This is a genomic window from Sinomicrobium oceani, from assembly GCF_900119185.1.
Taxonomy (GTDB): domain Bacteria; phylum Bacteroidota; class Bacteroidia; order Flavobacteriales; family Flavobacteriaceae; genus Sinomicrobium; species Sinomicrobium oceani.
Map to the genome: position 1 here is coordinate 37,000 of NZ_FPJE01000019.1, position 19,597 is coordinate 56,596.

Here is a 19,597-nt window from a genome sequence, read left to right on the forward strand (position 1 = left end):
TTTTTGATCTTTACAATATCAACTGTATTTCAACCATCTGTACATCTCCTTATAGGTGGGTTTCTTGCCATACATCAATATCCCCACCCGGTATATCTTGGCCGCCACCCAAACGATGCCCAGGAATGTAACAACAAGCAAAGCTATGGAGGCCGCAAACTGCCATACGGGGACCCCCCCGGCCCCTATTCCCCCGGGTAAACGCATCAGCATAACGATCGGTGACGTCAGCGGAAATAACGAAAAAGCCACGGCAATAGGTCCGTGCGGGTTATTAAACACGGAAAAGAACCCGACATAGATCGCAAGCATAAGCGGCATGATTACCGGGAACATAAACTGTTGCGTATCGGTTTCGTTGTCTACGGCCGCTCCGATAGCGGCATAGATAGAGCTGTAAATAAGATATCCCAGTATAAAATAGATCACAAAAGACAACAATAGTATCCCCCAGGAAATATTCAACAGTTCCATAAGGTACAACTGTACTTTTTCCTGGGCCCCTCCGGACATGTTGTTAACGGTGTCTAAGGCATCGGGTGGGATCTGTGATCCTCCGAGTTCCCCCATACTCACCCCGAGAAAAGTAGCCAGAAGGAACAGCAGAAAACCTGCGGAAACGATCCAGATAAGAAACTGGGTAATCCCCGCAAGCGAAGTACCTATAATCTTACCGAGCATAAGCTGAAACGGTTTTACCGAAGAAATAATCACTTCGATGATACGACTGGTTTTCTCTTCGATAACACTCCGCATGACAAATGCTCCGTATATAATGATAAACATCATGATCAGATAACCGAAAGCACCGCCGATGATAGCTTTGATCTCGTTGATCCCCCGGAGTTTTTTTTCACCGGTAAAATTGGATACGTTAATCTCATAATTCTTACCCATATCGCGGAGTACCTCATCAGGGACCCCGAAATTCCTGAGTTTCACTTCCCGGACCTGGTTACGGACGACACTCTCGAGGGAAGATAATGTGCTGAGACCGGGCGATTCCTTAGAGAAAAACGCAATATGTTCTGCCACATCCTCTATGTGATCTCCCTGCGGTATGTAAAGCAATCCGTAATACGCCTGGTGCTGGGCCGAATCTTTGGCTTTTTCCAGGGATATATCCCGGAACGGTATAAAAGACAGGGAAGCATCATCTTTGAACTGCGCTCTGAAAAAGTTTCCTTCATTGAGAATTCCTATTACTTTTTTCTCTTCGTTATTAGCCTTGGTCAGATAAAATACCAGGGCTGCCATTCCTACGACCAGTAACGGACTCAGAATGGTCATCACTATAAAAGACTTGTTCCGGACCTTGGCCAGATACTCTCTTTTTATGATTAAAGGCAGTTTACTCATGATCACTGTCTTTTACGGTTTGAATAAATATATCATTTACACTCGGGATCAGCTCTACGAAATGCGTTACGGTCGCCTGCGACATCAGGTCGTGCAACAGATCATTCGGCGAATGTCCGGGCTGTAATCGTATGCGCAACTTGAGTTCGTCCGAAAGTGATTTGAACCCGGCATCGGACACGGCATACCGTTCTTCCAGTGCAGTTCTCAAAGCCTGGTGGTTCGTCGTATCGAGCCCTACCTCAAAAGTATTGCTCCTGTGCTGTCTTTTGATATCCACCAGTTTTCCGTCGAGCATCTTTCTCGATTTATGAATGAGTGCAATATCATCGCAAAGTTCTTCTACCGATTCCATACGGTGTGTAGAAAAAATAACGGTTGCTCCCTGGTCTCTCAGGTGCAGTATTTCGTCTTTTATGATATTGGCATTGATGGGGTCGAAACCACTGAAAGGCTCATCAAAAATAAGCAGATCCGGTTTGTGCAGCACGGTAACGACAAACTGTATTTTCTGGGCCATCCCCTTGGATAGCTCCTGGATTTTTTTATTCCACCAGTCTCCGATCCCGAGACGGTCGAACCAGTACTGTAGTCGTTCTTTGGCTTCCTTTTTAGATAACCCTTTAAGTTGTGCGAGGTAGAGGGCCTGTTCTCCCACCTTCATACTTTTATACAGTCCGCGTTCTTCCGGAAGATATCCGATTTTCGCGATATGTTCGGGTTGCAAAGGTTTTCCGTTGAACATTACGGTACCTTTATCCGGATAGGTGATCTGGTTGACGATACGTATCAGGGTCGTCTTCCCCGCCCCGTTAGGCCCCAGCAGGCCAAAAATACTCCCTTTGGGCACGTGCAGCGATACGTCGTCCAACGCTGTGTACTGTCCGTATTTCTTGGAGACATTGCTTACCTCCAGCAAATTACTCATATTTGGTATGTTAGTTTACTCGTAGTAGATTCCAAAGATATTGAAATCACCTCTAAAGAGGGAAAAATCAGAAAATTTATTTGTTCCGGAGGCTAAAACCGGAGGTAGTGCTCCATGTATTTGCCTACCGGAATACTATGCCGTATCCCGGTTTTCGGGAAAAGTTGCTTATATCGGGAACTCCGGAGCACATGTAAATTATATACGATACATTTTTTTCCGGATAAAATACCGCTTCAAACCCTTTCCTCAGCTTTGTAAAAAGTCTGTAACAAATACCGTACTCCTTAAAAAACAATAATTTAATACTCATATCCCAGGAATATGATTTATATTTGCGCCCTTATTTTCGGGGCCGTGTTTAAACACCCGGCAGCAGAATAACCACATACTGTTAAAAAACAAGTCAAAATTTATGGCGGACATCAGAAATATTGCGATCATTGCGCACGTAGACCACGGTAAAACCACGTTGGTAGACAAAATTATGTACCATTGTCAATTATTCCGTGAGAATGAAAATACGGGCGACCTGATCCTTGACAATAATGACCTGGAACGGGAAAGAGGTATTACCATTACGTCCAAAAACGTTTCGGTGACCTACAAAAACACGAAGATCAACATTATCGACACTCCCGGTCACGCCGATTTCGGTGGTGAAGTAGAGCGTGTACTGAACATGGCAGACGGAGTATTACTGCTCGTTGATGCTTTTGAAGGGCCTATGCCCCAGACCCGTTTTGTACTGCAAAAAGCTATCGACCTGAAACTGAAACCGTGCGTGGTGATCAATAAGGTGGATAAAGAAAACTGTACACCGGAAGAAGTACACGAAAAAGTCTTTGACCTGATGTTCGAACTCGGTGCCGAAGAATGGCAGCTTGACTTCCCGACGGTTTACGGATCTGCCAAAAACAACTGGATGTCCGACGACTGGAAAAATGTTACCGAGAATATCGAACCTCTTCTCGATATGGTCCTCGAGCATATTCCGGAGCCGAAAGTTTCTGAAGGTACACCACAAATGCTTATTACTTCCCTGGACTTCTCCAGCTTTACCGGACGTATAGCCATCGGAAGGCTTCAAAGGGGTACCCTTACCGAAAACATGCCGATAGCCCTGGTAAAAAGGGACGGAAAGACGCTGAAAGCACGTATAAAAGAACTGCATACTTTCGAAGGGCTGGGCCGTAAGAAAGTTTCGGAAGTACATGCCGGTGATATTTGTGCCATCGTAGGACTGGAAGGTTTTGAGATCGGTGATACGGTAGCTGATGCGGAAAACCCGGAAGCTCTAAAATCCATCGCTATCGACGAACCTACCATGAGCATGCTCTTTACCATCAACGACTCTCCGTTTTTCGGTAAAGAAGGTAAATACGTAACTTCCCGTCACATCAAAGACAGGCTGAACAAAGAACTGGAAAAGAACCTCGCGCTTCGTGTACATGAAACGGACAGTGCGGATAAATTTATGGTGTTCGGCCGTGGGGTACTGCACCTTTCGGTACTTATAGAGACTATGAGACGTGAAGGATATGAACTTCAGATCGGGCAGCCTCAGGTTATCATTAAGGAAATTGACGGGGTAAAATGCGAACCCGTAGAAGAACTGACCATCGACCTTCCGGAGAACCTTTCCGGAAAAGCCGTTGAATTTGTCAGTCTTCGCAAAGGAGAAATGCTGAGTATGGAACCGAGAGGTGAACGTATGATCTGCGTATTCCAGATCCCTTCAAGGGGAATTATAGGGCTGCGTAACCAGCTGCTCACCGCTACTGCCGGAGAAGCTATTATGTCTCACCGCTTTATAGCGTATCAACCCTATAAAGGAGAAATTCCAGGACGAAATAACGGTTCACTGATTTCCATGGAAAACGGAAAAGCCATTCCTTACTCCATAGACAAACTTCAGGACAGAGGGAAGTTTTTCGTTGATCCGAACGAGGATATTTACGAGGGACAGGTTATCGGTGAAAATTCCAGAAGTGATGATATGACCGTCAATGTCACCAAGACCAAGAAACTTTCCAACGTTCGTTCTTCGGGAGCTGATGAAAAAGCAAGAATTGTTCCTGCTATCAAATTCTCCCTGGAAGAAGCGCTGGAATACATTCAGAAAGATGAGTACGTAGAGGTAACTCCGAAGAGTCTGCGTCTGCGCAAAATATACCTGACAGAAAACGACCGTAAGCGTTATAAGATCGCTTAACACGATTTCTGTACCACCTAAAACGGGAAGCAATTATGATCGCTTCCCGTTTATTTTTTTATACACGATACTTTTTGGCCCTTCTTTACCTGTGGTACCTTAGCTTATGCTTCGTCTGTTTCGCTATTCTTCTTTCCCGGGCTAAGCAGGTCTTCCAGAGCCGGTTTTATACTCGAATATTTAAACATAAACCCCATATCGGTTATTTTCCTCGAACTCACCCGCTGACTACTGCACAGGATGTAAGCCATTTCGCCGAACAATAACTTCATCACAAAACGCGGAACATTGGGCATAAAAAGCGGTTTATGGAGAACGTGAGCCATTTCCCTGGTCAGTTTTTCATTGGTCACAGGGTTCGGGGCCACACCGTTAAATACTCCCGGAATCTTTTTTTCCACTACAAACATAAATATCGCTGCCAGGTCTTCGATGTGTATCCAGGATTGCCATTGTTTTCCGTCGCCGAGCGGTGCGCCGACAAAAAACTTTACGGGTTTGGCCATACGTGGCAAAGCTCCTCCTTTATCGGAAAGAACCAGTCCAATACGTATCTTGGCCACTTGGATACCAAGGCGCTCTACAGAATCGGCAGCCGTCTCCCATTCCCTGATCACTCTCCCCGGAAAGGAATCGTCCGCTTCGGGTTCGTCTTCCTCGTAATAGTGGACCTCAGAATCGGGATAATACCCGATAGCAGATGCTGACAACAGCATTTTTACCCGGTGTTTTTCCTCACAGGCCAATGTACGATGCAACAAATGTAAGGTAGACATTCGGCTGTCCAGAATACGTTTTTTGCTCGCAGCAGTCCAGCGCTGTGCAATGCTCTCCCCTGCGAGATTGATGATGGCATCTACTCCCTCCAGGCACTTCCGGTCTATTTCGCCTTCTTTAGGATTCCAGTAAAATCCTTTTTGTGTTCCCGTTTGCCTGATCTTGGAACGGTTCGTCGTAAGATAATGCACCTCAACGCCCTTCTCTTCACACAAACGCATGATCTCGCTGCCTATCAGGCCCGTTGCCCCGGTAATTAAAATTCGCATTTTTTTAGTTCTTGGTCTTTTTAAAGATACGGCATATTCCAGAAGCGACATAACTATTTACAAAAGGTTTAACGTAATGTTGTAGTAAATTAAGGTATGGGTGTGGTACACCAAAAAAAGAAAAGTTCTCAAAGGGGTTTCAGATCGCAGTACCAGAAAGCATTGTCCCAGGCCGATGATCCGTCCTGTGCATCTCCGTATGTTCTTCGTACATTTTCACCGATGTCGAAACGTACAGGAGTACGGAATAACGGGCCGTCGTACACGAAGGTGTGAAATTCTCCGTTTTCGCCACAGGGATCTACATGTGCAGGCAATGCATCGAGAAAATCACGGTCCACTTCGCGTCCGCAAAATCCCTCCCCCAGTATGCGGGCATTTACACACACCGTAATCGCCTTAAATCCTGAGCTGATAAATTCTTCCATCAATTCCCTGCTATTGTTTTTCCATAACGGGAAAACGGCCTGCACCCCTATTCCGGAGAGCTTTTCTTCACGGTATTGCCGAAGATCTTCCAGGAAAATGTCGCCAAAGGCCGCATAGTCATGGCCCTCTGCTTTAAGCTCACGTACCGCCTTATCCATGACCTCGTCATATACCGACATCGTTGCAGTATCCGGAAGATATATTTTATACAGGGGAAATCCCAGACTCCTGGCCTGAAGGTCGAGCAGTGCCTCCCGAAGCCCATGCATAGACACCCTTTCGAGACTTTTATTTACTGTAGTGACAAGGGTACGGATATCATATATCCCCTCCTGTCGCAGCCGGTAAAGCGCAAGCGCAGAATCTTTACCGCTACTCCAGTTGAAATATGTTTTCCGGGAAGGATTTGGCATCAAAAAAGTATTTATAATCCGGTAGTTTTCATATATTTGTGTTCGAACACAATTCTAACCTCCATGAAAAGATTCATCATTACCTTTGTTTCTCTTTTTATTTCAGTCACCGCCATATCACAAACTTTAGACTCCGTTTGGGAAAACCCGGATATTACGGAGATCGACAAGCTCCCTCCACGGGCTTCTTTCTTTGCTTACGAAAATACGGCGCTTGCCGCAGATGGCAAAGAAGAAAATTCCGAAAGATTTCTGTCGCTCAACGGGACCTGGAAATTCAACTGGGTACGTGATGTAGCAGATCGGCCGACCGGTTTTTTCAAAGAAGATTTTGACACTTCGGGCTGGGATGATATCGCGGTGCCGGGCAACTGGGAATTGCAGGGATACGGTATTCCTATTTATGTGAACCACCCGTACGAATTCAAAACCAAAAATCCTGAGCCACCCGATATCCCGGACGGTTATAATCCGGTAGGGTCGTACAAACGAAGTTTTACACTTCCGGAAATCTGGAAAGGGCAAAAAGTATATATTCACTTCGGCGCTGTAAAATCGGCCTTCTATATCTGGGTCAACGGACAGAAAGTGGGTTACAGCCAGGGATCGAAACTCCCTGCGGAATTTGACATTACACCTTACGTAAAATCCGGAACAAACCAGGTAGCTCTCGAAGTGTACCGGTGGAGCGACGGGAGTTTTCTGGAATGTCAGGATTTCTGGAGAATTTCGGGTATCGAACGGGATGTCTATCTCTACAGTACACCCATAACACATATTGCCGATATTGATATCACCGCTTCACTCCAAAATAATTACCGGGACGGCATCTTTAACCTCGGGATCAAAGTGGCCAACCTGCCGGAGAAAAAAAACAGGTTCGATCTTTCCGTACGTCTTACCGATGGAAATCAGACCGTTTATGAAGCTACCCGGAAAGCCGGGGACAGCATCACCGTTTTTTCCGAAACCTTTCCGGATGTAAAATCGTGGTCTGCCGAATTTCCTAACCGCTATCGTCTCGAAGTCGTTCTGTCGGAAAAAGGACAGGAACAGGAAGTCGTATCTTGCCATATAGGGTTTCGCACTACAGAAGTTAAGGGCAACCAGTATTTCCTCAACGGCAAACCGATCTTTATCAAAGGGGTCAATCGCCATGAGCACGACCCGGTAACCGGCCATGTGATCTCCAGAGCGACCATGGAGAAGGATATTGAAATCCTCAAACAATACAATATCAATGCCGTCCGGATGGCTCACTATCCCAACGATCCTTACTTCTACGACCTCTGCGATCGGTACGGTATTTACGTCGTGGACGAGGCCAATATAGAATCGCACGGGATGTATTATGACCTGGACCACACGCTGGGAAACAACCCCAAATGGCTCAAGGCACATCTCGAACGTATACGCCGTATGGTGGAACGCGACAAGAATCATCCCTCCATCATCACCTGGTCTTTGGGGAACGAAGCCGGAAACGGATGGAATTTTTACAACGCCTACAACTGGATCAAAGAACGGGATACTACCCGCCCCGTACAGTATGAGCGTGCCCAGCACGAATGGAATACGGATATTATTGTTCCGCAGTATCCTTCGCCGGCATCCATGGAAAATTTTGCAAAAAAAGGATTCGATCGCCCGATGATCATGAGCGAATACGCTCATGCCATGGGGAACAGTATGGGAAATTTCAAAGAGTACTGGGAAGTGATCGAAAAATACGATATTTTACAGGGAGGTTTTATCTGGGATTTTATAGATCAGGGGATTCTTACCGAAAAAAACGGCAGGAAAATCTATGCCTACGGGGGCGATTTTGGTCCGGAAGGCACACCCAGCGACGGTAATTTCCTGATCAACGGACTGGTGATGCCCGACCGTACTCCCAATCCGCACCTGTATGAAGTGAAACGGGTACATCAGAATGTAAAATTTTCACTGAAAGATACGCTAAACCGAAGCTTTGCCATAAAAAACTGGTATTTCTTCAGAGACATTTCCAATTACCGGATAGCCTGGGAACTCCTGGAAAACGGAAATCCGGTAGAAAACGGCACCCTCGATAATTTCAATCTGGCTGCACAGGAAGAAAAAGAAATCCGCATAGCACCAAAACACACTTTTACCTCCGGAAAAGAATACCTGCTCAATTTTTCTGTTACACTCCGGGAGGAAGAACCTTTTATACCTGCAGGTTATGAAATTGCCCATGACCAGTTTATATTACAAACCGGCGATTTCTCCGTGGATAAAAGTGCCACGGGAGTTGTTCGTACGGTGGATAAAAAAGGAGTATTGCAGGTTACAGGCACTTCGTTTTCCATAGATTTTGATGCGGAACGCGGGGTCATATCGGGATACAACCTGGATGGCCATACACTGATCGAAGAAGCCGGACAGGTAAATTTCTGGAGGGCTCCCGTAGACAACGACTATGGCGCCGGGACCCAGAAAAAATATATCGCGTGGAAAGATGCCGGAAAATCCGGGAAGGTGACACATACGGTCACCCGTCTAAAAAAGGAAAATGCGGTAGCGATTACGTTTGAGAGATCCGTACTCGAAGGGGATGCAAAATTTAAACAAACCTACACGGTATATCCCGATGGGAAAATACATATATCCAATACGTTCGTTGCGGAAAAAGGAGAACATACCGACCTGTTCAAATTCGGGAATATCATGGTACTTCCGGAGGGTTTTGAAAACCTGTCCTGGTACGGACGCGGGCCTTTCGAATCGTACAGCGACAGAAAAACCGCAACCGAAATAGGATTGTATTCCGGCACCGTATCAGCACAATACCACCCTTATGTCCGGCCACAGGACAGCGGAAACAAAACGGATGTCCGCTATGCCGTATTGCGCAATAACGATGATTTTTCCCTGCGTATTACCGGAGACAAGCCCATACATTTTTCCGCGTTGCATTACCGCATGGAAGACCTGGACGGTGGCTCCGAAAAGGCACAAATGCATTCGGGTGAACTGGTACCCCAAAAGAAAACATTTGTCAATATAGACGGAATGCAATCGGGTGTGGCAGGGATAGACAGCTGGTATAGTCTTCCCTTAGCGGAATACCGCCTGCCTTATGCTTCGTACATCTATAGTTACTGGATAACCCCGGTTTCGCCGGAGACCCGGTAAACCCCGGCAACCAAACAAAAAGGCCCCTTTTCCGGATGAAATAGGGGCCTTTTTTATATGCTTTATCCGACTATTCCATAAAACTCCGGATAGCCAGTACATAACTTTGCAGTCCGAAACCGAGGATAACACCTTTGGCATGGGCTGAGATATACGATTGATGCCGGAACGACTCCCGCCCGAACGTATTGGATATATGCACTTCGACCACCGGGGTGGTGATTCCCTTTATCGCATCGCCGATCCCTATGGAAGTATGGGTATAAGCCCCGGCATTAAGAACGATCCCGTCATAATCAAAACCTGTTTCATGAAGTTTATCAATCAACTCCCCTTCTATATTCGACTGATAATATTCCAGGATAATATCCGGGAATTTTTCCTTTAATTGCTCCAGGTAGTCCGTAAACGTTTCGGAACCATAGATTTCGGGCTCTCTTTTACCGAGAAGATTGAGATTGGGTCCGTTGATAATAATAAGCTTCATGGTCTGGTTTATAAATTTGTTAGTTTTAGGTTTAATAGTCATCCCGATTTCCGGCTTCTTCATATTTTATCATTTACCAATAAGCGATGATTTACGCTTTTGGACCGGAAGAAGGTAAAAGTATTTATTTTCGGGGGATAAAAAAACGAATACCTGTCAAAAAAACAACCCCGAAAGGCGACATACCTTTCGGGGTTGACTTCACTATAAAACATTACCTATACACGCACCTGGCCATCGCCAAACACGTAGTATTTATTGGTAACTAACTGTTCCAACCCCAGGGGGCCCCTGTGGTGCAGCTTATCTGTACTAATGGCCAGTTCGGCGCCGACACCCATTTGCCCGCCATCGGTAAAACGGGTGGACGCATTCTGGTAAACAGCAGCACTGTCCACCTGCTCCATAAAGGCGCGGGCCGTATCGTTATCTTCCGTAATGATACAGGCGGAATGCCCGCCGGAATAGGTGTTGATACGAGAAATAGCTTCTTCCACGTTATCTACGGCACCGATCAGTGCTTTAAGTGCAAGAAACTCTTCATGCCAGACGGATTCTGCTTCTATAGGAGCGGCATCCGGAAGTATGTTCCTTATCTCTTCGTCGGCAAGGAGTTCGACGGAATTTTTCTTCAGCTCCGCAGCAAGTTCTTTTACCTTGGCTTCATATCCGGGGATATTTCTGTCGAACAACACCTTGTCGAGTGCATTACACGCGGAAATCTTATGGGTTTTGGCATTGATAATGACTTGCATGGCCTTATCCCAGTCGGCATTTTTGTGCACGTAAAGAAAATTATTTCCACGCCCGCTGACGAGGACTGCACATTTGGCGTAATCCTTCACAAACTGGATAAGACGTTCGCCTCCCCTGGGCACGATAAGATCGAGTTTTTCCGGGGGGTTTTTAAGAAATTCCCGGGTTTCCTGGCGGTTCATCTGTAACAATTGAATCCACGCTTCCGGCTCCAGTCCGTTTTCTTTAAGGGCCTTATGCCAGAATTCTTCCAGTTTTTTATTACTGTTCCAGGCTTCTTTACCTCCCTTCAGCAGTATTTTATTATTGGCTTTGAAGGCCAGCACGGCAGCTTCGATGGTAACATCCGGACGGGACTCATAAATAATCATTATGGTTCCGAAGGGTGCCGTACGGTTGAGTATCTTCAACCCATTGTCGAGCTCCCTGGACGATTTCAGTTTACCCACCGGATCATCCTGCTCTCGGACTTCCTTAACGGCCTGGATCATACCGTCTACTTTAGCCTGGTTGACCACCAGCCTGTCATACATGGCGCGGTCTGAGCTATCGAAAGCATCCAGGTCTTTTTTATTTGCCGCTATAAGAGCTTCCCGTTCCTCATCCAGGATACTCTCCATGGACTTCAGCACGTTGTTTTTTATATCTTTTGCTAATAGTTTCATTGTTATGTTTTTTTATCCATAAAGTAAAACTGTTGCCCCGGTTACTCCGGGAGTTCCCGGAACGACGGTTTTACCTTATTTCCTCATTATTCTTCTTCATTATAAACGACCCGTTACGGGTGCTATTCCACGATACGGGTACCAACATCCTTACCTTCTACAATATCGAGAATGATACGGTCTTTCTTACCGTTGGCAATATAGGTGGGGATACTTTTGGACGCGGTATGTTTGGCGATCTTCAGTTTTGATCCCATTCCTCCGCGACCGGAAGTTTCTCCCTTGTCTTTCTCTTCGATAAACTGCTCTACCTTTTGATCTACCCTGACCTCCGGGATCAGTTCGGAATCGTCCTTATCGGGATGTCCGGTATAAAAACCGTCGATATCGGTAAGGATGATCAGCATATCCGCATGGATAAGCTCTGCGATAAGACTCGCCAGTTCATCGTTATCGGAGAACATGGAGTGTGTTACGGAAACGGCGTCATCCTCATTGGCTATGGGTATAACCCCTTCGGACATCAGGCCTTCGTAACAGTTGATCATATTCTTACGGTGCTCCCCGGGATTGAAGTCCCGTTTTGTGGCCAGCACCTGGGCACATCGCATACCGTAGTCGTGGAAAAGGCTGTAATAATAGCGCATCATCCTCGGCTGTCCGATAGCGGAATACACCTGTCGTCGAATAGATTTGTTCTTGATTTCACTATCTCCCAGTATCTCCCGACCTGCATTTGCTGAACCGGAACTCACCAATACGGTCATAATATCCTGTTCGTACAATTCGGCGATCTGGTCTACCAGTTTTTTCAGAATAGGCTGTACAATGCGATTATCTTTATTAATCATAACATTGGTACCGACCTTTACTACTATTCTCTTCTTATACATATTCCTTATTATTTTCTTTACCCAGCTGCACTGCTCTCTCAAAGGCGGCATGGGCTGCATCCTTGATAAGCTCCTTTACATTGTTTTCTTCCATAGAATCCAGGGCTGCACGGGTAGTTCCTCCTTTAGAAGCCACCCTGTCCATCCACGCAGTAGGATCGAGATCGGAACTGTTAAACAATTCCACGGCTCCCTGGAAGGTCTGGGCCACCATAAGGCGGGCATCTTTCTGGGAAAATCCCATTTTCATCGCAGCTTCCATCATGGACTGCATGAAATAAAATATGTACGCGGGACCCGATCCGGATATCCCGGTAGATTTGTCTATTTCCATTTCGGTAGCCAGGAGTATGGATCTTCCCGTAGTGTCGATAAGGCTTTCTACGGTGAGCAATTCCAGCCTGGAAACCTGCTTGGATGCGGTAAAGGATGTAAATCCGTGTCCTACCTTTGCCGCAAGATTAGGCATCGCTCTGACCACCTTTTTAATATCCATAGCTTCCTGCATGGTCTTGATGGTTACACCTGCCATTATAGAGATAAAGATTTGTCCCGGCTTTTTATGCGCACGGATCGCTTCGAATAGTGCATCACTGTTATAAGGCTTTACGGCAATGAACACGATATCCGCATACGGAAGACAATCTTCTATCTTTTCGTAAACGTCAAATTCGTCGTTTTTGCGCAGTGCATCGGTCTTCTCCCGCACACTGTCCAGAATCATGAGATCTTTTTTCTTTAATAAGTCTGATTGGGCCATTCCCTGAGCATACGTTAGCCCCATGTTCCCGGCGCCAATTACTAGAACTTTCATGTTTAATGTTTTATAGTTACTATTAAAATTTGATTGTAGTAATGCAAGTAACGTGCTGAATTTTGGCAGAAAGACCGAAAAACACTAAAAACACTAAAAACAAAAACACATAAACAACTAAAAAACAATGTATTATTTGTGCCTGAATCGTTTTTTTAACAAATACGGGAGAATTTATAGGGTTTCTTCGAACCCCGCCATATCTGCATAAACCTGTAAAAACGGCAGAATACTACCTGTCATATTAACATATCATTAACATACAGATTGTAAACAAATATTTTGTCTCGTTCATTAAAAAAAAACGGGGAGCGATGGGCTCCCCGTTTTAGGTCTTTTAATTTTTTTTTAGAACCTGTATCCGAGACCTACCATAAAACCACGGGTCTTCAATTCGGCTCCGACAGCATCTGCTACGTCTACGTCAAGAACGTCAGACAGACCGAGATTATACCTGGCATCGAAAAATACTCCGGCAGGCAATTCATATCCTGCACCGAAACTAAGACCGAAGTTCATCGTCTTCAGAAATTCGCTATCCTCATCGGAGTCCAGCAAAAATCCGAACTGTGGCCCTGCCTGGATATTAAATCCTTCTACCACGTAAAACTTGGCCAATACGGGAATATTCAAATAAGTCATATCATAATCATCAGCCCCTTCAAAAGAAAATATAGCTTCCGGCTGAATATGGAATTTTTCGGAAATACCGAAGTCTGCCAATCCTCCGATATAAAAACCGGTTTTACCATCGGGAGAAGCCCCTCCCATATCACTATCAAATTTAACCGTGGAAAAATTCAGACCACCTTTAATCCCGAAAGTTACATCCTGGGCAGAGGAACTGCATACAAAACCAAAAGCCATTACGGCAAGAAGTACTAATTTTTTCATCTTAATAGATTTATGATTTATCCGGCGAATATAAGGGATATTTTCAATCATCGTAAGGTAAAATTATCAACTTCTTCATATCATTTTATCTCTCTATCCGCGATTCATTCATAGTTCAAAAAATAAAGTACTAACAACTCATAAAGCATAAACGACTGCACTGCAATATCTCAAAATCAGAACTCCCGTATAAGACGACATTACAACAATCGTAATTTCTTACATATACTAACTAAAAAACTACAGCAAGACATACTACCCTGCGATAAAAGAAAACAAATCTTTTAAAAATTTTATAGCACTACTCCATTCCCTATCCAGATTATTATCCTCTGCCATGCAAAGCGCAAACCTATTGGCAGAAGAGAGAACCACAATAAAGTACCAAGCGGATAAACCCGGTAAGCCCGTTTTAGGAAAAAGAAGATTATAAATAAGCCTGTACCTGACTTATCTGGAGGCAGACTAAAAGCTAATCGGAGAACAGGACTTTTTTGAGTAAAGCACAAAAAAAACGGAAGCCAAAAATGGCTTCCGCAAATGTTTTTTATGTCTTTATTTTTAAAAGAAAAGGAACCCTACGGACAACTGAAATACCGAGTTTTTCACATTTTGATCAGTTACATCGCTAAGTCCGAAGTTGTATCGTCCCTGGGCGAAAAAGCTTCCTATTTTGTATTCCAGGCCTACCGCACCACTCATTTCAAAACTTTTGGCGTTGGTGTCGAAACCTTCCCAGTCATCCTTCACATTAAGGCCAAACTGGGGACCGGCCTGTATGCTCAGCCCGTCTGTCAGATAATACTTTGCCAATACCGGAATATTTACATAATCCAGGTTCAGGTCGGCATCCGATATTTTTGCCCCCTGTGCGGAATAGAGCACCTCGGGCTGTATCGAAAACTTATCTGTCAGTCCTAATTCTGCTAACAAACCAATATGGAACCCTGTACGTCCGTCTGCTCCGTCTGCATCATCTCCACTGAGGCTGGCAAAGTTGACACCACCTTTGGCTCCGAAGTGAAGAGATTGAGCGTTACTATAAACAGAAACACCTACAACGGCCATAATTACTAAAATGATCTTTTTCATTACTAATGGTTTTTTGTGTTAAACAACGTAAATATACTCATAATTCACACTACATTAACGGGAAGTCTATTACTTTTAGTGCCCGCTCCTGCGAAAAAATATAAAAAACTGACTTACATCGGCATACAATGAACTGTCTCGGATAAGTCCCCGAATCTTATGGATGTTCCCTATATATTCTGTATATTTATCGATATTCAACATATATTTTCTCACCATGAATAACAATATTAACATAGTGGAATTTCCTTCGAACCTCGGACTGAAAGAAGCCGAACCCGGTGTCGAACCCGGGGTCCGGAACCTTCCGGACTGGCTCAGGGAAAACGGTTTTTACGATTTGCTTAATCCTCAACAGGTGTATACACTTACCCCCCCTTCATACACCATGAAAATGGACGAAGACACCGGGGTAAGGAACAGTGAAGCTATTATCGGATATGCCAAAGAGCAGGCAAAGTTGCTCGGGAAAGTGTTTGAGGAATCTCCTTTTCCGGTTATTATAGGCGGAGATTGCAGTATTATCATGGGTAGTGCCATGGCCCTGAAGAAAAAGGGGAATTACGCCCTGTTTTACCTGGACGGCCATACGGATTTTATGCTCCCCGAACTGTCGCGCACCGGAGGACTTGCCGGAATGGACCTTGCCGTGGTTACGGGACACGGACACGACAAACTCACCAACATCAACAGGCTGAAACCTTACTTTAAAGAGGAGAACGTATGGTCTGTGGGAAACCGGGAGTACTCGGTAGATTATGTGGCTCCCATACTGGAATCGAACATTCATTATTACGATCTGGACGATCTTCAGGACAAAGGAACGGAACAATGTACCAATGAGTTTCTGAGTATGGTCCACGAAAAAGAACTGGACGGTTTCTTTATACATGTCGATGCGGATGTCCTGGACGATATTATAATGCCAGCAGTAGACAGCCGTGCCAATGACGGACTGACCTATGCAGAACTCAATCACATCCTGGAAAAACTATTGGTCAACGAAAAAGCTGTCGGTTTAGAAATTACCATCCTCGATCCGGACCTGGATCCATCGGCAGAATACACCAGGGAATTCATCGCCAATCTCGGCAAGTGCATCCTGGATGCCCGGAAATATCCGGACAACATCTGATAAACTCCATCAGGACTTATTCGCCAACTGTCCGCAGGCGGCATCGATATCTTTACCCCGTGAACGCCGGATAGTAACGGTAATATCCTTGTCTTCGAGCACCTGACGGTACAATTCGAGCGCATGGGGATTGGCCTGGGCAAAATGTTCATCGCCGATGGGGTTATACTCTATAATATTTACTTTGGACGGGGCAAAACGACAAAAACGCGCGAGTGCTTCGGCATCTTTCCGCTGATCGTTTATGCCCTTCCAGACCACGTATTCGTAGGTGATCCTACTTTTCGTTTTCTGGTACCAGTATTCGAGTGCTTCCCGGAGTTCATGCAGCGGGAAATGCTCGTTAAAAGGCATGATCGATGTCCGTACATCATCGATCGCCGAATGCAGGGATACGGCGAGTTTGAATTTCACCTCATCATCGGCCAGTTTCCTGATCATTTTGGGCACCCCCGAAGTGGATACGGTAATACGCCTCGGAGACATTCCCAGCCCTTCGGGAGAGGTGATCTTCTCAATAGCCTTGATCACATTGTTATAGTTCATCAGGGGTTCTCCCATCCCCATAAACACGATATTACTCAGCGGACGTCCGAAGTACAGGCGGCTCTCGTTATCGATAGCCACGACCTGGTCATAAATTTCGTCCGGGTTGAGATTGCGCATCCGCTTCAGGCGGGCGGTTGCACAGAATTTACAATCCAGGCTACACCCTACCTGGCTCGATACGCATGCTGTCGTACGGGTATCAGTAGGTATGAGCACGGACTCTACGATAAGTCCGTCATGCAGGCGTACGGCATTTTTAATGGTACCGTCATTGCTGCGCTGCATTTTATCTACTTCGATATGGTTGATAACGAAGTGCTCCTCAAGTGTTTTTCTCGTATCTATAGACAAGTTGGTCATCCCCCCGAAGGAGTGTACGCCTTTTCCCCATAGCCATTCGTAAACCTGGTTGCCACGAAAAGCCTTATCGCCACGCTCTACAAAGAAGTCTCGCAACTCTTCCTTACTCAGGGTCCTAATATCTCTTTTTGCTGCCTGCATATCACTTACAAAGGTAATGAACTATATCAAGTATAAATAAGGCAGCCGTACTTTCGTGCCGTACCGCCTCCAAATTACAAATCCCGGTCCCGGACATCATACGTGTTCCGGGTTCCGGGATTCTATGTATTATTATCGGAAATGCTTACAGGATAAGCATCGCGTCTCCGTAAGAGTAAAATTTGTATTTCTCCTTCACGGCTTCTTCATAAGCTTTCTTGATCAGATCATGACCGGCAAAAGCGGAAACCATCATCAGCAGTGTTGATTTCGGTGTATGGAAGTTCGTAACCATACTGTCTGCAATACTAAAATCATAAGGAGGGAAAATAAACTTATTGGTCCATCCTTCGTAAGAGTTCAGGAGTCTTTCTGAAGACACCGAACTCTCCAGTGCACGCATTACGGTAGTCCCGATAGCACAAACCTTTTTCTTGTTGCGCTTGGCTTCGTTGACCACCCGGGTAGCTGACTCCGGTATCAGCAATTCTTCACTGTCCATTTTATGTTTGGAGAGGTCTTCTACCTCTACCGGGTTAAAGGTTCCCAGACCTACGTGCAGGGTTACTTCGGCAAACTTGGTTCCTTTGATCTCCAGGCGCTTCAGAAGGTGCTTGGAAAAGTGGAGACCGGCTGTCGGGGCCGCTACGGCTCCTTCGTACTTGGCATAAATAGTCTGGTAACGCTCTTCGTCTTCCGGTTCTACTTCTCTTTTGATATATTTCGGAAGCGGGGTTTCTCCGAGTTCTTTGAGTTTTCTTCTGAAATCTTCGTAAGACCCGTCGTAGAGAAAACGTAGTGTACGCCCTCTGGAAGTCGTATTGTCTATAACTTCTGCCACCAGGCTTTCGTCATCTCCGAAGTAGAGCTTGTTCCCGATCCGGATCTTTCTCGCAGGGTCTACCAGAACATCCCACAAACGTTGTTCTTCGTTGAGTTCGCGAAGCAGGAATACCTCGATCCTGGCACCGGTCTTTTCCTTATTGCCATACAAACGGGCAGGAAATACTTTGGTGTTGTTCAGTACCATGACGTCTCCTTCTTCGAAATAGTCGATAAGGTCCTTAAACATTTTGTGTTCTATGGTACCGTCTTTACGGTGAACGACCATCAGTCTGGCTTCATCCCTGTTTTCCGAAGGGTATTCTGCCAGTAATTCTTTCGGAAGATCAAAATTAAAATGAGATAATTTCATGTGCTTGATTTTTTTGTACCGGTATTACCGATACGCTCTCCTCCCGCCTTGCCCGGGATTCGTTTGTTCTTTTTTACGAAGCTGCAAATATACAATCCCCGAACAGGGGTTGTCAAGGAAATCATCAAATTTATTTGGATGACAGGCACTTCCCTTCCGCAAACGGACAGGGGAGATCAGGAATATTTTTCTACGATCCGTTTTACGCCAAGGTGATATCCGGAACCGAAAAGATTGAGATGAACCAGCAAATAGTACAACTGCCAGACATCCATACGATCTTTCCACCCCTCATAAAGGGGAAATACTTCGTTATAGGCATCGGTCACTTCCCCGGGAAACCCTCCGAAAAGAGCCATCATAGCCATATCGGTTTCCCTGTGATTGTAGGCAACGGCAGGATCTATAAGACAGGGGTGTCCGTCGGCGCCTACGAGATAATTTCCGTTCCACAGGTCACCGTGCACCAGGGCAGGTGCTTCGGATGGAATTATATTGTCCAGATTTTTATACAATTTGTCGCAGGCAAACCGGTATCCCTGGTTATACGCCATACGGAACTGGGGTTGCAGCCGCTGTGTTACATAAAATTCTACCGCTTGCATACGACGTTCGTTATACTGCGGAAGACTCCCGATATAATTGGCCTCTTCGAGACCAAAAGCAACTGCGGTATTACCGTGCAAGGTAGCCAGTTGTCTTCCGAAAACCTGCCAGAAATCGGAAGCAGGTGATCCGCTTTCTATATATTCCAGTACGAGGTAGGCATCGTCCCCCACCTCTCCCCGGGTTATAACCGAAGGAATATGTATGGCTCCGGATGCGGCGAGAAGGTTGAGGCCTTCGGCTTCGGCGGAAAACATTCCGGGATAACGCGAACTGCTGTTTTTTTTAAGGACAAACTTTCCCGCACCGGTTTCCAGAAGATACACCTCGTTGATATCTCCGCCGGAAAGCGGTATGGTATTTTTTATAACCGTCCGAAGAACGTGTTGTAGTGTATGTACCAGGTTCTCATCCATTATCCGTCGTTCTTTAAGGCAGATCGATACAGCCTGTGTATGATA

The 19,597-nt window shown here is 45.5% G+C and carries 16 protein-coding genes; 3 read left to right on the plus strand and 13 right to left on the minus strand.

Going from position 1 to position 19,597, the window contains the following annotated elements; translation table 11 throughout:
* Positions 1-18 precede the first annotated feature (18 nt).
* Positions 19-1,359 (minus strand): ABC transporter permease, encoded by a 1,341-nt coding sequence (locus BT112_RS15910; RefSeq protein WP_072318375.1) that lies wholly within the window; start codon positions 1,357-1,359, stop codon positions 19-21.
* Entirely contained in the window at positions 1,352-2,287 is a 936-nt protein-coding gene (locus BT112_RS15915; RefSeq protein ID WP_394333369.1) for an ABC transporter ATP-binding protein, read from the minus strand. The genes BT112_RS15910 and BT112_RS15915 overlap by 8 nt, the downstream gene beginning before the upstream one ends.
* Before the next feature lie 415 nt (positions 2,288-2,702).
* On the opposite strand from BT112_RS15915, the gene typA reads away from it, so the two are divergent.
* A complete protein-coding gene (gene typA, locus BT112_RS15925) occupies positions 2,703-4,502 on the plus strand; it encodes a translational GTPase TypA (protein WP_072318377.1) in 1,800 nt (599 codons plus the stop codon).
* A gap of 104 nt (positions 4,503-4,606) precedes the next feature.
* Here the strand turns inward: typA and BT112_RS15930 are convergent, their stop codons facing one another.
* Entirely contained in the window at positions 4,607-5,548 is a 942-nt protein-coding gene (locus BT112_RS15930; protein WP_072318378.1) for a TIGR01777 family oxidoreductase, read from the minus strand.
* A 128-nt stretch (positions 5,549-5,676) separates the two neighbouring features.
* The gene (locus BT112_RS15935; RefSeq protein WP_072318379.1) at positions 5,677-6,390 is read right to left on the minus strand and encodes a Dph6-related ATP pyrophosphatase; all 714 of its coding nucleotides are present in this window, start codon (positions 6,388-6,390) and stop codon (positions 5,677-5,679) included.
* A 63-nt stretch (positions 6,391-6,453) separates the two neighbouring features.
* Here BT112_RS15935 and BT112_RS15940 point away from each other — a divergent pair, with 63 nt between their 5' ends.
* Positions 6,454-9,549 carry a beta-galactosidase, LacZ type gene (locus tag BT112_RS15940; protein ID WP_072318380.1) on the plus strand — a complete coding sequence of 1,032 codons (3,096 nt, stop codon included), beginning with the start codon at positions 6,454-6,456 and terminating at the stop codon, positions 9,547-9,549.
* Between the two features lie 70 nt (positions 9,550-9,619).
* Here the strand turns inward: BT112_RS15940 and aroQ are convergent, their stop codons facing one another.
* From aroQ to BT112_RS15970, 6 genes are all read right to left on the minus strand, one after another.
* Positions 9,620-10,036 (minus strand): type II 3-dehydroquinate dehydratase, encoded by a 417-nt coding sequence (gene aroQ / locus BT112_RS15945; RefSeq protein WP_072318420.1) that lies wholly within the window; start codon positions 10,034-10,036, stop codon positions 9,620-9,622.
* 218 nt (positions 10,037-10,254) lie between these two features.
* Positions 10,255-11,457, minus strand: coding sequence for a glutamate-5-semialdehyde dehydrogenase (locus BT112_RS15950; protein WP_072318381.1), 1,203 nt, complete (start codon positions 11,455-11,457; stop codon positions 10,255-10,257).
* 122 nt (positions 11,458-11,579) lie between these two features.
* Positions 11,580-12,350: a glutamate 5-kinase gene (gene proB / locus BT112_RS15955; RefSeq protein WP_072318382.1), complete on the minus strand. Its 771-nt coding sequence runs from the start codon at positions 12,348-12,350 to the stop codon at positions 11,580-11,582.
* Positions 12,343-13,164, minus strand: a complete 822-nt coding sequence (proC, locus tag BT112_RS15960; RefSeq protein ID WP_072318383.1) for a pyrroline-5-carboxylate reductase — start codon at positions 13,162-13,164, stop codon at positions 12,343-12,345. Before proC ends, proB begins: the two co-directional genes overlap by 8 nt.
* 348 nt (positions 13,165-13,512) lie before the next feature.
* Positions 13,513-14,058 carry a porin family protein gene (locus BT112_RS15965; protein WP_072318421.1) on the minus strand — a complete coding sequence of 182 codons (546 nt, stop codon included), beginning with the start codon at positions 14,056-14,058 and terminating at the stop codon, positions 13,513-13,515.
* Positions 14,059-14,619: 561 nt separating this feature from the next.
* The gene (locus BT112_RS15970; protein ID WP_072318384.1) at positions 14,620-15,150 is read right to left on the minus strand and encodes a porin family protein; all 531 of its coding nucleotides are present in this window, start codon (positions 15,148-15,150) and stop codon (positions 14,620-14,622) included.
* A 217-nt stretch (positions 15,151-15,367) separates the two neighbouring features.
* Here BT112_RS15970 and BT112_RS15975 point away from each other — a divergent pair, with 217 nt between their 5' ends.
* The gene (locus tag BT112_RS15975) at positions 15,368-16,285 is read left to right on the plus strand and encodes an arginase family protein (RefSeq protein ID WP_072318385.1); all 918 of its coding nucleotides are present in this window, start codon (positions 15,368-15,370) and stop codon (positions 16,283-16,285) included.
* Positions 16,286-16,294: 9 nt separating this feature from the next.
* On the opposite strand, the gene rlmN is transcribed toward BT112_RS15975, so the two are convergent.
* From rlmN to BT112_RS15990, 3 genes are all read right to left on the minus strand, one after another.
* Positions 16,295-17,335 carry a dual-specificity RNA methyltransferase RlmN gene (rlmN, locus tag BT112_RS15980; RefSeq protein WP_072318386.1) on the minus strand — a complete coding sequence of 347 codons (1,041 nt, stop codon included), beginning with the start codon at positions 17,333-17,335 and terminating at the stop codon, positions 16,295-16,297.
* A 145-nt stretch (positions 17,336-17,480) separates the two neighbouring features.
* Complete coding sequence (gene queA, locus BT112_RS15985; protein WP_072318387.1) at positions 17,481-18,530, minus strand: tRNA preQ1(34) S-adenosylmethionine ribosyltransferase-isomerase QueA; 1,050 nt, start codon at positions 18,528-18,530, stop codon at positions 17,481-17,483.
* A gap of 176 nt (positions 18,531-18,706) precedes the next feature.
* Positions 18,707-19,552, minus strand: coding sequence for a fructosamine kinase family protein (locus BT112_RS15990; protein ID WP_072318388.1), 846 nt, complete (start codon positions 19,550-19,552; stop codon positions 18,707-18,709).
* Between the last annotated feature and the right edge of the window lie 45 nt (positions 19,553-19,597).